The following is a 13,675-nucleotide window of genomic DNA, read 5'->3' as shown; positions in this document are numbered from 1 at the left end:
CCGGTGCGGCGAGTGGGGGTACCCCCTGCTCGAAGAGCTTGGGGGAGCGTGCCAGGCGTCGCGGGGCAGGAGGGACTTTGCGGACACGGCCTAGCGCCCGTCGCCGGGTCGTTCTCGGCGGAGGATGCACGAATCGAACGTGCGCGGGCTTTTCAACCCGACCTTGGCTTAGCAAGCCAGTGCCTTACCACTCGGCCAATCCTCCGGGTGGGCGGCCCACGCGAGGTGCGATTCGCGTGCTCGAAGCGGCCGCCCCGGGCAGCTCCCCGTGTGCGGCGGGTTCTACGGAGGGGTGGTGACTACTCCGGATCCCGCCGCGGGCTGCCCTGAAGGGAGCTGGACGTACTGCCGTGCATGGACATCGTCCCGCTCCTCTCCCAGACGGTGGCACCGGGCTCGACGCCCTGCCGCGACGACAACCACTCTGCCCGCCGGACGGATGGGACGCCACCGAATAAACCGGCGGCCGGACGGCCCGGGCGGGCCGAAGCTAACGCCTGCGCCACAGGCGACGACGGGCCTTGCTGAAGAACCAGCCCGCCGGCGGCTCGTCGGACCGCCAGGGCTGCGGCTCCGGTTCCTCGCGGCGCCACCTGGCGGCGAGCATCCGGGCACGGGCGGACGGCTCGGAGGCGTCGGCGGAGCGTATGAAGGCCTCGTCCAGCACGACCCCGTCGAGGTCGTCCCGGGCAGACCCGTCGAGGCCGTCCCGGGCGCCGTCACCGGCACCCGAACCGGATTGCCCGCGGTCGTCGTACTGAGACCTCTCGCCCGCCATCGCAGCCCTCCCAGCCGTCCGACTCCCGCTGTGTTTCCCTGCATCCCGTCGGCCCAGTGTGCCCTGACAGGGGTGAAGCCCCCGTCAAGGCACAGGGCACGTCACTCCTCGCCGGCGAGCGTCAGGGAGCGCAGCTTCTGTCCGGCGAACCAGGTGGCCAGCACCGTGACGGCCACCAGCAGCACCGTCGCCGTGGTCAGACCGACGTCGGAGGAGACGAGGTCCCCGCCGGACACCTTCTGGGCCACGGCCAGCGACCACTGCTGGACGCTCAGGGTGCGCGCACCCGGCACCAGGGAGCCGAACAGGGCCTCCCAGACCAGGGCGTAGACGAGCCCGAAGACCACGGCGTGCCGCGAGACCGTGCCGAGCAGCAGGAACAGGGCCGCGTAGGCGATGGACGCGACCAGCGCGGCCACCGTGTACGCGACAGCGACCTGCTGGCCGTTGCCGTTCAGGATGAAGCCCGCGATGAGCGTCGGCACCGCGGAGAACACCATGGTCACCGCGATCGCGACGATCAGCTTGGTGAAGATGATGGTGGGCCGCTTGATCGGCTTGGACAGCAGGTACACCACCGAGCCGTCGTCGATCTCCGGCCCGATGGCGCCGGTTCCGGCGATGACGCCGATGATCGGCACCATCGTGGCGAGGGCGAGTCCGCCCAGGAGGTCGGACGCCGTCTGGTCGTCCGCTCCGGCCAGGGCACGCACCGCCACGGCGATGACGATCAGCAGCATCGGCAGGGCGCCGAGGATGAGGGCCCGGCGCCGGCCGAGCAGGGCCCGGTAGGTGAGCCGGGCGACTGTGGGGTCGTACATCATGGCCTCCTACGCCGCGACGAGATACGAGAAGACGGACTCGAGGGACTCGTCGGACGGCGAGACCGTGAGCAGCCGGATGCCGTGGTCCCTGGCCACCCGCGGCAGCAGGGCCGTGAAGCGGCCGAAGTCGACGGCCTGGATGCGCAGCGCGCCCTCGGCGAGGTCGACCTCGATGCCGGCCGTCGACGGGTCCGCGATCAGCGCGGCCGCGAGGGCACGGTCGTCGCTGGAACGCACCAGGTAGCGGTGCGGCCGGTCGGTCATCAGACGGCGGATCTTGCGGAAGTCGCCACTGGCGGCGTGCCGGCCGGCGACGACCACCTCGATGTGCCAGGCGAGTTGCTCGACCTCTTCGAGGATGTGGGACGAGAACAGCACCGTGCGGCCCTCGTCTCCCATGCGGCGCAGCAGGTCCATCAGCTGCATGCGCTGGCGCGGGTCCATGCCGTTGAACGGCTCGTCCAGCAGGAGCAGGGAGGGGTCGTGGACCAGGGCGGAGGCCATCTTCACGCGCTGGCGCATGCCCTTGGAGTACGTCTGGATCTTGCGGTCCTGGGCGTACTCCATCTCGACCGTGGCGAGCGCCTTCTGGGCCGCCTTGGCGCCCAAACCGTGCAGTTCGGCGTTGGCCAGGACGAACTCCTTCCCGGTGAGGAAGTCGTACATGGCCTCCCGCTCGGGCACGACGCCGATCTGCTTGTAGATCTGCTCGTTGCGCCACACTGCCTGGCCGTCGAGGGTGACCGTGCCGGTGGAGGGGGCCAGGAAGCCGCCCATCATGTTGATGAGGGTGGACTTCCCGGCGCCGTTCGGACCCAGCAGGCCCGTGACGCCGGGGCCGATGGTCATGGTGATGTCGTTGACGGCGACCACGTTGCCGAACCAGCGGGAGACATGGTCGATGTTGAGCGTGGTCACAGTCCCACCTTCTTGTAGCGGCGCATCAGCAGGCCGTAGCTCGCCGCGATCACACCCAGGGCGACGACGACGTAGACGACGCCCTCGGCGGTACTCGGGCCCACGCCGCTCGGGGAGGCGGAGGTCGCGCCCAGGAACGCGGACTGCACACCGTCGACGATCGTGATCGGCGAGAACAGTCCGATCCACGGGACGGCGTCGCCGCTGCCCTGGGCGTCGGCGATGGCCTGGAGGGTGGAGACCGCGCCGTAGGTGATGGTCAGCACGGCGATCACGGCCGCGATGCCGAAGCCTCGGCGCGGGGTGAAGGACGCGATGACCAGGCCGATGCCGGCGAACAGCAGTGAGAGCAGTGCCACGGAGACCAGTCCCTGTGCGAATCCCTCGGTCTGGTCGGCGAAGTCGAGCTTGGCCAGCAGCGCGCCCACGTAGAGCACGAGCAGGGGAGCGGCCGTGAGCACGAACAGCGCCGACGCCAGCGCCGCGAACTTGGCGCGGACGTAGTCGGCGGTCTCGATGGGCCGCGAGAAGTACAGCGGAACGGTCTTGAAGCGCAGGTCGCGCGAGACCGACTGGGGTGCCTGGGAGGCGACGTACAGGCTGATGACCGCCTGCATGATGATCGCGTAGCGCGTGTAGTCCACGGGCAGGGCGTTGGCCTTGGTGGCGACCGCGACGGCGACCATGATGGCCGCGGGCACGCACATCACCACGAAGAGCAGCATCGGCAGGACCTTGGACTTCACCGAACGGCCGAGGCCGTAGGAGCCGCGCAGGGACTGCGAGTACAGCGAGCGGCGGGCGTAGGCGCGGCCCAGGCGCGGGCCGTCGTAGCTGCGGTAGCCGATGTTGTGGATGCGGGTCTGGTCACCCGGTGCCGGGGCGGGTGCCCCCGTGGAGTGCTCAACCGCCATGGCCGACCGCCTCCTTCCGCTGCTCGCGCTCGTCGCTGCTGGTGAAGACCTCGGAGATGTGGTGCCGGCGCTGCTCCATGCGCACCAGGCCGAGTCCGAGGTCGGCGATCACGTCCCGCACCAGGTCGTACGTCTCCTCGCCCTGCGCGGTGAGGAGCAGCACGTGGCCGGCGCCCGGCAGACCGCTGCCGTCCTCGACGCTCACCCCGCGCGCGTGCAGCGCCTCACGCACCGCACGGGTGCCGTCCGGGTGCTCGTCGGTGTCGGTGACCTCGATCGCGAGGGTCGTGGTGGTCTGGGTGAAGTCCGTGGTGGAGCTGGAGCGCAGGAGCTTGCCGCCGTCGACGACCACGACGTGGTCACAGGTGCGCTCCAGCTCGCCCAGCAGGTGGGAGGTGACCAGGACCGAGATGCCGAAGTCGGTGTGGATCCGGCGGATCAGGCCGAGCATCTCGTCGCGGCCGACCGGGTCGAGGCCGTTGGTCGGCTCGTCCAGGAAGACCAGCTGCGGGTCGTGGACGAGGGCCTGCGCGAGCTTGACGCGCTGCTTCATGCCGGTCGAGTAGCCGCCGATGGGGCGGTAGCGCTCCTCGTACAGGCCGACGTGGCGCAGGGTGTCGGCCGTGCGCTCGCGCGCTGCGGTGGGCGGCAGGCCGGACATGCGCGCCATGTGGACGACGAACTCGGTGGCCGAGACGTCGGGCGGCAGGCAGTCGTGCTCGGGCATGTAACCGACCCGCTCACGGATGTCGGCGCCCCTGGTGGCGACGTCGAGGCCGAGCACTTCGGCGCGGCCCTCGGTGGCCGGGGACAGACCCAGCAGGATCTTGATCAGTGTGGACTTGCCGGCTCCGTTGGCTCCGACGAGTCCGGTCACACCGGGTCCGACGTCCACGGAGAGCCGGTCAAGCGCGGTCACCCGGGGGAACCGCTTGCTCAGGCTTTCGGTCGCGATCACAGTCACCCCTCGAAGGTAGGGGCCCGGTGCGTGGCGGTCGTCACTCCGCAGAGCTGTCTTGGGATCAGCCCTGAGTATTACGGGCCCCTAGGGGAGCTGGTTCTCGGGAGTTACCACGGACGGGAAGCCTCTATTGACGAACTCTCTAACAACTGCCAGATTCGCCGGATGACGTTGCTGACGGGAGCGCGGGAGCGCTGGGTGCGGACCGGCGAGGTCGAGCTGTGCGTGGCCGAGCTGGGTGATCCGGGGCGGCCGACGGTGATCCTGGTGCACGGCTACCCCGACAGCAAAGAGGTGTGGTCCCTGGTCGCCGAACGGCTCGCCGGGCGCTTCCACGTGGTGGCGTACGACGTGCGCGGCCACGGCCGGTCGACGGCGCCGCGGCCGCTGCGGGGCGGGTTCACGCTGGAGAAGCTGACGGACGACTTCCTGGCCGTGGCGGACGCGGTGAGCCCGGACGAACCGGTGCACCTGGTGGGGCACGACTGGGGCTCGGTGCAGGCCTGGGAGTTCACCACCGTCCGGCGCACCGAGGGCCGCATCGCCTCCTTCACATCGATGTCCGGGCCATCGCTGGACCACTTCGGGCACTGGATCGACCGGCGCGTGAAGAAACCCACCCCGCGCCGGGTCGGCCAGCTCCTCGGTCAGGGCGCCCGGTCCTGGTACGTGTACCTGCTGCACACGCCGGTGCTGCCCGAACTGGCCTGGCGCGGGCCGCTCGGCAAGCGCTGGCCCCGGCTCCTGGAGCGCGTCGAGAAGGTACCCCGGGGCGGCTACCCCACCGCGTCCCTGCCGTCGGACGCGGCCCACGGGGCCTGGCTGTACCGGGACAACGTCCGGCCACGGATGCGCGGCCCCCGATCGGACGCGTACGCCCACGCACCCGTGCAGGTCATCACCCCCCTGGAGGACCGCTTCCTGTCGGAGCGGCTCGACGACGACCTGGAGCAGTGGGTGCCGCGGCTGACCCGCCGTACGGTCCGGGCGGGGCACTGGATCCCGCGCACCCGACCGGACCAGGTGGCCACCTGGATCGACGCGTTCGTGACGTCCGTCGAGAACGGGCGCCCCTCTTCGCCGGCGAGCGGTGAGCACGCCGAGCGGTTCGGCGGGCAGCTCGTGCTGGTCACCGGGGCGGGCAGCGGCATCGGGCGGGCGACGGCGCTCGCGTTCGCCGAGGCCGGCGCGCGGGTGGTGGCCGTCGACCGGAACACGCAGGCCGCGGCCCGCACCGCCGAGTCCTGCCGTGCGCTGGGCTCCCATGAGGCCTGGGCGGAGACGGTCGACGTCTGTGACGAGCAGGCCATGGAGAAGCTCGCCGAGAAGGTCACCGCCGAGCACGGCGTGGTGGACGTCCTCGTGAACAACGCCGGGATCGGGCTGTCCGGATCCTTCTTCGACACCACGCCGGAGGACTGGAAGAAGGTCCTCGACGTCAACCTGTGGGGCGTCATCCACGGCTGCCGGCTCTTCGGCCGCCGGATGGCCGAGCGCGGGCAGGGCGGTCACATCGTCAATGTGGCGTCCGCGGCGGCGTACCAGCCGTCCCGGGCCCTGCCCGCGTACAGCACCTCCAAGGCGGCCGTGCTGATGCTCAGCGAGTGCCTGCGGGCGGAGCTCGCCGAGCAGGGGATCGGCGTGACGGCGATCTGCCCCGGGTTCGTCAACACGGCGATCACATCAACGGCACACTTCGCCGGGGTCGACGCCCGGGAGGAGAAGCGGCTGCGCAGGCGCGCCGCCCGGCTGTACGGGCTGCGCAACTATCCGCCGGAGAAGGTCGCCCGCGCCGTCCTGCGCGCGGTGGCGGACAACGAGGCGGTGGTGCCGGTGACGCCGGAGGCGCGGGGTGCCCGTTGGCTTTCCCGGTGGGCACCGGGAGCACTGCGGAGGATCGCCCGGGTGAAGCCTCCCGTGTGAGGCCGGGGGCCAAAGCCTGTGTGGGAGCCGCCAGTTGTCCACAGAACCGCCGATTCCGCTGTGGATAACCGCCCTTGCTTGTGGATCAAACCTCTGAAGTGAAACTCGATCGCGTGACGCGCGTCTCTGCCGCACCCTGAGGGGATGGACGAAAGACGCACGGTGAAGGTGTCGAAGTACCTGTCGAAGCATCTGCGCCACCAGCCGGAACGCATCGGACTGACGCTCGACGAGTCCGGGTGGGTGGACATCGACACCTTGATCGCCGCGGCCGCCGCACACGGCTTCCGCTTCACCCGCGACGAGCTGGACCATGTCGTCGCCACCAACGACAAGCGGCGCTTCGCCGTCGAGGGCAGCCGGATCCGCGCCAGTCAGGGGCACAGCGTGGAGGTCGACCTGGGACTGGCGCCGACCGCTCCGCCCGCGTACCTCTACCACGGCACCGTCGCCCGCGCCCTGGAGGCGATCCGGGCCGAGGGGCTCAGGCCGATGAACCGGCATGCCGTGCATCTGTCGTCCGACCGGGAGACGGCGACCCGCGTGGGCGCCCGCCGGGGCAGGCCGGTCGTCCTGGCCGTGGACGCGGGCGCCATGCACCGTGACGGCCATGTCTTCCACCTGAGCGCGAACGGCGTGTGGCTCACCGAAGCCGTACCCGCTCGCTACCTGCGCTTCCCCCAGCCGGGCTGACCGCCCGTGCCCGGCAGACGCCGCTGAACCGTGTCCATCCGGACGCGCACGGTGACTGTTTCACGTGAAACACGGGTGACCGTCGCGGCTCCCTTAGGCTCGATGCCATGAGTCTGCGTCTGAGCACTGTGATCCTGCCGTACCGCCGCTGGCACGAAGGCGGCCGCGCGGCCTGGACGCGCGCCGAGCAGCTCGGCTTCCACACCGCGTACACCTACGACCACCTGTCCTGGCGCACCTTCCGGGACGGTCCGTGGTTCGGTGCCGTACCGACCCTCACGGCCGCCGCGAGCGTCACCGACCGGCTGCGCCTGGGCACCCTGGTGACCTCCCCGAACTTCCGGCACCCGGTGACGCTCGCCAAGGAGCTGATCTCCCTCGACGACATCTCCGGAGGGCGGGTCACGCTGGGCATCGGCGCGGGCGGCTCCGGCTTCGACGCCACCGCACTGGGCCAGGAGCCGTGGACCCCGCGCGAGCGCGCCGACCGCCTCGCCGAGTTCGTCCCGCTGCTCGACCGGCTGCTCAGCGAGGATGCCGTGTCGTATGAGGGCGACTTCTACTCGGCCCACGAGGCGCGCAACATCCCCGGCTGTGTGCAGCGCCCCCGGCTGCCGTTCGCGGTGGCCGCGACCGGGCCGCGCGGGATGCGGCTCGCCGCCCGCTTCGGCCAGGCGTGGGTGACCACCGGCGACCCGAAGCTGTTCGAGAACGGCACGCCCGACCAGTCGGTTCAGGCCATTCGCGGGCAGGCGGAGAGGCTCGACGACATCTGTGCCGAGGTCGGCCGGGACATGACGGATCTCGACCGCGTCCTGCTCACGGGATTCACCCCGGACCGCGGCGCCCCGCTCCAGTCCGTGGACGCGTTCGTGGACTTCGCCGGACGGCACAGGGAGCTGGGGTTCACGGAGATCGTGATCCACTGGCCGATTCCCGACTCGCAGTTCGCCGCGGACCAGAAGGTCTTCGAGCAGATCGTGATGGAAGCGCCCGCGCAGGTGCGCTGAGCGTGCGCGGATGGCTGAGGACGGTATCCACTCACCTGTGCGGAGCCCCGCACACCCGTGCGGGCATGTGCGGGACAATGGCCGGGTGACTTCAGCGACCCGACAGCCCGAAACCGCGGCCGAGACCCTCCCGCCGCGGCTGATCGCCACCGACCTCGACGGCACCCTGCTGCGCGACGACAAATCGGTGTCCCCGCGAACGGTCGCCGCGCTGGCCGCCGCCGAGGAGGCGGGCATCGAGGTCTTCTTCGTCACAGGCCGCCCGGCCCGCTGGATGGATGTCGTCAGCGACCACGTGCACGGCCACGGCCTGGCGATCTGCGGCAACGGCGCCGCCGTGGTCGACCTGCACGGCGGCCCCGGCGCCCACCGGTTCGTGAAGGTGCGGGAGCTGGCACGGGAGAACGCCCTGGACGCCGTGCGACTGCTGCGCGACGCCGCGCCGGGCACGGTGTACGCGGTGGAGCAGACGTACGGCTTCTACCAGGAGCCGGCGTACCCGAAGCTGCACATGGAGATTCCGGACAGTCTCGCCCCGGCCGAGGAACTGCTGGGTCCGGACCACCCGGCCGCCGCGGAGCCGGTGCTGAAGATCCTCGCCTACCACCCCGAGATCGACCCGGACGCCTTCTTGACCCTGGCCCGGCTCGCCATCGGTGAGCGCGCCAACGTCACCCGCTCCAGCCCCAGCGCCCTGCTGGAGATCAGCGGCCCGGAGGTGTCGAAGGCCAGCACCCTCGCCCTGTGCTGCGCCGAGCGCGGCATCTCGCACGAGCAGGTCGTCGCCTTCGGTGACATGCCGAACGACGTGGAGATGCTCACCTGGGCGGGCCGCTCCTTCGCGATGGGCAACGCCCACCCGGACGTGATCGCCGCCGCCTCGGGCCGGACGGTCGCGAACAACGAGGACGGGGTGGCGGTCGTGATCGAGCGGTTGCTGGCGGAACTGCCGTAGCCCGGGACCCCGGGGTGCGGGCCGCGGTGTCTCAGAGGGAGACCCCGCGCGCCGCCAGCCATGACACCGGGTTCACCGCCGACCCCGACTCCGGTGTGACCCGGGCCTCGAAGTGCAGGTGGGGCCCGGTGGAGTTGCCCGTGGTGCCCGACTGGCCGATCCACCGGCCGGGGCCCACCTGCTCCCCCTGCTCGACCGCGACGGCAGCGAGATGCGCGTACTGCGTGTAATAGCCCCCCGCGTGCTCGATCACGATCTCCATGCCGAAGGCGCCACCGCAGGACACCTTCACCACCCGGCCCGACCCCACGGCCCGCACCGGCGTGCCGATCGGCACCGCGAAGTCCTGCCCGGTGTGCCGGTTCGACCAGCGCTCGCCACCGCTGCCGTAGGACGCGGACAGCTCGTACGTCTCGACCGGTGCGACCCAGTCACCGTCGCCGAACCCCGTCTCCGGCTGGTCGAGCCGCACCGCGCCACGGCACGCACCGGCGGCGACCGCGGCGTCCGCCTCCCCTTGGAGCTGCGAACGCGCCGACTCCAGCTTCTGCTGGATGGCCCCTTTCAACGCCGCGAGTTGGGCGTTGCGCTTCTCCAGCGCCTGCCACCGGGCCGCGGCTCTGGCCTCGTCCGCCGCCAGCCGTGCTTCCGCACGCTCGTTCTCGGAGATCGCGTTGTTCACGGCGAGATGTGTCTGGGAGAAGGCGTGCTGACCACGCATCAGGTCGTCGGGGCTGTCGGCGAGGATCATGTGCGCCGCCACCGGCAGGCCACCGCTGCTGCGGTACTGGGCCCGCGCGATGCGGCCCAGGTCCTCGTGCAGGACGGCGATGTGCCGCCGCTGCGTGTCCAGCAGTTCCTCCGCACGCCGGGCCTCCGCACGCTGCTCCTCGGCCTCCTTGCGGCCGGCCTCGTACCGCTGCGTGGCCACGGCGGCCTCCTCGTACAGCCGCACCACCTCGGCACTGAGGCCCGGGGCAGGGCCGGTCCCGGTGCCGCTTCCGGGTTCCTTGTGTGCCGCCGTCGGCCGGGCCGCGAGCGCCGCCAGCGCGCAGAGCAGGATCGGAACGAGCAGCCGTTGGCGGCGATATGAGCGCATGTCAGCGATCGTCGCCCAGTCCCGCCCGCCCGGTCCTGTTCACGTCGTACGGCTGGGGGACCGGCTGCGCCGAACGGCCCAGTGCGGGCCGTTCCCGCGAGTCAGCGCGCTCCCACCAGCGACTCGGACGCCGCTTCCCGCTCCGCCATCTCCCGCAACGGCCCGTCCACGGCCACCAGCTGCGCGTACGGCCCGCGCTGCGCCACCCGCCCCCGGGCGAGGACGATCACCTCGTCGACCGCTTCGAGGCCCGCCAGCCGGTGTGTGATGAGCAGCGTCGTACGGCCCTCGGTGGCGTCCAGCAGATCGGCGGTGAGCGCGTCGGCGGTCGGCAGGTCGAGGTGCTCGGCGGGCTCGTCGAGCACCAGGACGGGGAAGTCGGTGAGGAGGGCCCGGGCCAGAGCCAGCCGTTGCCGCTGACCTCCGGACAGCCGTGCTCCGTGCTCGCCGACCAGGGTGTCGAGACCGTCGGGCAGGCTGTCGGCCCACTCCAGCAGCCGGGCGCGGCCGAGCACGGCGCGCAACTGCGCCTCGGTCGCGTCCTTCCTGGCGAGCAGCAGGTTCTCGCGCAGCGAGCTGTCGAAGAGGTGCGCGTCCTGCGCGCAGAGCCCGACGAGCCCCCGGACGTCGTCGCTGTGCAGCGCGTACGCGTCCACGCCCGCCAGCGTGTACGAGCCCGCCTCCGCGTCGAGGAACCGCAGCAGCACCTGTGCCAGCGTCGTCTTGCCCGAGCCGGAGGGCCCGACCACGGCGATCCGGCGTCCTTCCCGCAGGGTCAGGTCGAGCCCGGCGAGCGCGTGCCGGTCCTGTCCGGCGTGCCGGGCGGTCAGCCCCGTGACGACGAGCGGGAACGGCGACACGGGTGCCTGCCCGGGCCGCTCGGGCTCCCGTACCGGCTCGGGAGCGTCCAGCACCTCGTACACCCGCTCGGCGCTTCTGCGCACGCGCTGCCGGTACTGCACGGCGAGCGGCAGCCCGAGCACGGCTTCGAAGGCGGCGAGAGGGGTGAGGACGACGACGGCCAGGGCCACGCCGTCCAGCCGCCCGGCGGCGACCGCCTGGGCTCCGGCCAGGGCGGCGGCGGTGACGGTCAGGCCGGAGACCAGTGCGGTGAGACCGTCACCGAGGGCCGTGGCGGTGGCGGCGCGCGAGGCGATCCGGGTGAGCACCCGGTCGGCCTCGCGGGCCCGGGCGGTCCGCGCGGGCAGGGCACCGGCGACGGTCAGCTCCGCGGTGCCGGTGAGCAGATCGGCCACGTGTGTCGCGAGTGCCCCGCGCGCGGGCGCCAGCCTGTGCTCGGCCCGCCGGGCCACCGCGCCGGTGAGCAGCGGCACCCCGACCCCCGCCGCCAGCAGCCCGGCCGCGAGCACCGCCCCGGCCTCGGGCAGCAGCCACGCCGTGAAGCCGACCGACGCCGCCGAGACGACGACGGCCGCCCCGGCCGGCAGCAGCCACCGCAGCCAGTAGTCCTGCAACGCGTCCACGTCCGCGACCAGCCGGGAGAGCAGATCACCGCGGCGGGTCCGGTGCAGCCCGGCCGGCGCCAGCCGCTCCAGCCGGCGGAACACCGCCACCCGGGTGTCCGCCAGCATCCGCAGCACGGCATCGTGCGACACCAGTCGCTCGGCGTACCGGAAGACGGCCCGCCCGATCCCGAAGGCCCGCGTCGCCGTGACGGCCATCATCAGATAGAGCACGGGAGGCTGCTGAGAGGCCCGCGAGATCAGCCACCCGGAGGTGGCCATGAGCCCCACGGCGCTTCCCAGCGCGAGACTCCCGAGCAGCAGTGCGAGCCCCAGGCGTCCGCGCCGGGCTCCGGACATGGCGCGCACACGCGTGAGGACCCCGCCCTGAGCGGGCCGTTCGACGTACGCGCCCGGGATCGGGGGCCCGGCCACGGACCGCGTCTCGGTCCCCCGGACCGCGGCGGGCATCACCGCGCGGGCGGCGGTGGCCTCGGGTTCCGCCAGCCGCACCACCCGGTCCGCGACCTCCAGCAGCGCCGGCCGGTGCACCACCAGCAGCACGGTCCGGCCGGCCGCGAGGCGCCGCACCGCCGCCACGACCTCGGCCTCGGTGGCCCCGTCCAGCGCCGCCGTCGGCTCGTCGAGCAGCAGCACGGGCCGGTCCGCCAGGAACGCGCGGGCCAGTGCGAGCCGCTGTCGCTGCCCCGCCGACAGGCCGGCACCGTCCTCACCGAGTTCGGTGTCCACGCCCTCGGGCAGTGCGTCGACGAACTCAAGGGCTCCGGCGTTCCCCAGCGCCTGCCTCACGGCGTCGTCGTCGGCGCCGGGCCGCGCCAGGCGTACGTTCTCGGCGATCGTCCCGGCGAACAGGTGAGGCCGCTGCGGCACCCACGCGATCCGGGAGCGCCACTGGTCCAGGTCGGCGTCGGTGAGGTCGGCCTCCCCGATCCGGACCCGCCCGTCGGTGGGCCGCACGAACCCCAGCAGGACGTGCAGCAGCGTCGACTTGCCGGCGCCGCTGGGGCCGACGAGCGCGACCGTCTCCCCGGGCTCGACGCGGAAGGACACGTTCGAGACGGCGTCCGCCGACCGCTCCGGGTACCGCACGCTCACGTCCTCGAAGGACAGCGCCCCTTCCGGTACGGCCATATGGCCGGATGCCGGGACGGGCGTCTCCAGGACCGCGAAGATCTCCTCGGCGGCGGCGAGTCCCTCCGCCGCCGCGTGGTACTGCGCTCCGACCTGCCGCAACGGCAGATACGCCTCGGGCGCGAGGATCAGGATGACCAGGCCGATGTAGAGGTCCATCTCCCCGTGCACCAGCCGCATGCCGATCGTCACGGCGACCAGGGCCACCGAGATCGTCGCGAGCAGTTCCAGCGCGAACGAGGAGATGAAGGCGATCCGCAGCGTCCGCATGGTCGCCAGCCGGTACTCACCGGTGATCCGCCGGATCGACTCGGCCTGTGCCTTGGCCCGTCCGAACACCTTCAGAGTGGGCAGCCCCGCCACCACGTCCAGGAAGTGCCCGGACAGCCGCGACAGCAGCCGCCACTGACGATCCATCCGGGACTGGGTGGCCCAGCCGATCAGCACCATGAACACCGGGATGAGCGGCAGGGTGCCGACGATGATGGCCGCGGAGACCCAGTCCTCGGTGACGATGCGCGCCAGCACCGCCACCGGCACGACCACCGCGAGACCCAGCTGCGGCAGATACCGCGCGAAGTAGTCGTCGAGGGCGTCGACGCCCCGCGTGGCCAGGGCGACCAGGGAACCGGTCCGCTGACCGCTCAGCCACCCCGGGCCGAGCTCGGCCGCACGCTCCAGGAGCCGCCCCCGCAGCTCGGACTTCACCGCCGCGCTCGCCCGGTGCGCGGCGAGTTCGGTCAGCCAGCCGATCAGCGCCCGGCCGACCGCGACGGCGACCAACAGCAGGAGGGGAGTGGCGAGTTCGGGCACCCGCATGCGGTGCTGGAACGCGCCGACCACCACCTCGGCGATGAGCATGGCCTGCGCGATGACCAGGCCCGCGCCCACCGCACCCAGGGCGACGACCGCCACCAGGAAGCCCCGGGTGGCGCGGGCGTACCGCAGCAGACGCGGATCGATCGGTTTCACGTGAAACACACCT

At 72.1% G+C, this 13,675-nt stretch carries 11 protein-coding genes and 1 tRNA gene; 4 read left to right on the top strand and 8 right to left on the bottom strand.

Translation table 11 applies throughout. The features are described 5' to 3' along the window. Positions 1 to 118: 118 nt before the first annotated feature. The 6 genes from AB0I06_RS27455 to AB0I06_RS27430 form a co-directional block, all read right to left on the bottom strand. Positions 119 to 205, bottom strand: a tRNA-Ser gene (locus AB0I06_RS27455). A gap of 285 nt (positions 206 to 490) precedes the next feature. Next, positions 491 to 778 carry a hypothetical protein gene (locus AB0I06_RS27450; protein WP_363121496.1) on the bottom strand — a complete coding sequence of 96 codons (288 nt, stop codon included), beginning with the start codon at positions 776 to 778 and terminating at the stop codon, positions 491 to 493. A gap of 101 nt (positions 779 to 879) precedes the next feature. Continuing rightward, positions 880 to 1,599, bottom strand: a complete 720-nt coding sequence (locus tag AB0I06_RS27445; RefSeq protein WP_104779072.1) for an ABC transporter permease subunit — start codon at positions 1,597 to 1,599, stop codon at positions 880 to 882. Between the two features lie 9 nt (positions 1,600 to 1,608). Further along, complete coding sequence (locus AB0I06_RS27440; protein ID WP_363121495.1) at positions 1,609 to 2,520, bottom strand: ABC transporter ATP-binding protein; 912 nt, start codon at positions 2,518 to 2,520, stop codon at positions 1,609 to 1,611. After that, a complete protein-coding gene (locus AB0I06_RS27435; protein WP_363121494.1) occupies positions 2,517 to 3,434 on the bottom strand; it encodes an ABC transporter permease in 918 nt (305 codons plus the stop codon). Before AB0I06_RS27435 ends, AB0I06_RS27440 begins: the two co-directional genes overlap by 4 nt. Beyond that, on the bottom strand, positions 3,424 to 4,392 hold the full coding sequence (locus tag AB0I06_RS27430; RefSeq protein WP_363121504.1) for an ABC transporter ATP-binding protein: 969 nt from the start codon (positions 4,390 to 4,392) through the stop codon (positions 3,424 to 3,426). The genes AB0I06_RS27435 and AB0I06_RS27430 overlap by 11 nt, the downstream gene beginning before the upstream one ends. A 168-nt stretch (positions 4,393 to 4,560) precedes the next feature. On the opposite strand from AB0I06_RS27430, the gene AB0I06_RS27425 reads away from it, so the two are divergent. The 4 genes from AB0I06_RS27425 (at position 4,561) to AB0I06_RS27410 (ending at position 8,976) form a co-directional block, all read left to right on the top strand. Then, positions 4,561 to 6,318: an SDR family oxidoreductase gene (locus AB0I06_RS27425; protein ID WP_363121493.1), complete on the top strand. Its 1,758-nt coding sequence runs from the start codon at positions 4,561 to 4,563 to the stop codon at positions 6,316 to 6,318. A 144-nt stretch (positions 6,319 to 6,462) separates the two neighbouring features. Then, positions 6,463 to 7,011: an RNA 2'-phosphotransferase gene (locus AB0I06_RS27420; protein ID WP_363121492.1), complete on the top strand. Its 549-nt coding sequence runs from the start codon at positions 6,463 to 6,465 to the stop codon at positions 7,009 to 7,011. A 107-nt stretch (positions 7,012 to 7,118) separates the two neighbouring features. Continuing rightward, a complete protein-coding gene (locus AB0I06_RS27415) occupies positions 7,119 to 8,021 on the top strand; it encodes an LLM class flavin-dependent oxidoreductase (RefSeq protein WP_363121491.1) in 903 nt (300 codons plus the stop codon). Between the two features lie 85 nt (positions 8,022 to 8,106). Continuing rightward, positions 8,107 to 8,976, top strand: coding sequence for a Cof-type HAD-IIB family hydrolase (locus tag AB0I06_RS27410; protein ID WP_363121490.1), 870 nt, complete (start codon positions 8,107 to 8,109; stop codon positions 8,974 to 8,976). A gap of 31 nt (positions 8,977 to 9,007) precedes the next feature. On the opposite strand, the gene AB0I06_RS27405 is transcribed toward AB0I06_RS27410, so the two are convergent. Beyond that, a complete protein-coding gene (locus AB0I06_RS27405) occupies positions 9,008 to 10,075 on the bottom strand; it encodes a M23 family metallopeptidase (RefSeq protein ID WP_363121489.1) in 1,068 nt (355 codons plus the stop codon). 101 nt (positions 10,076 to 10,176) lie between these two features. Continuing rightward, complete coding sequence (cydD, locus tag AB0I06_RS27400; RefSeq protein WP_363121488.1) at positions 10,177 to 13,662, bottom strand: thiol reductant ABC exporter subunit CydD; 3,486 nt, start codon at positions 13,660 to 13,662, stop codon at positions 10,177 to 10,179. Between the last annotated feature and the right edge of the window lie 13 nt (positions 13,663 to 13,675).

The organism is Streptomyces sp. NPDC050674 (assembly GCF_040654575.1).
Taxonomy (GTDB): Bacteria; Actinomycetota; Actinomycetes; order Streptomycetales; family Streptomycetaceae; genus Streptomyces.
The sequence above is the reverse complement of the archived record's forward strand: the minus strand, read 5'-3'. Positions and strand labels throughout refer to the sequence as shown.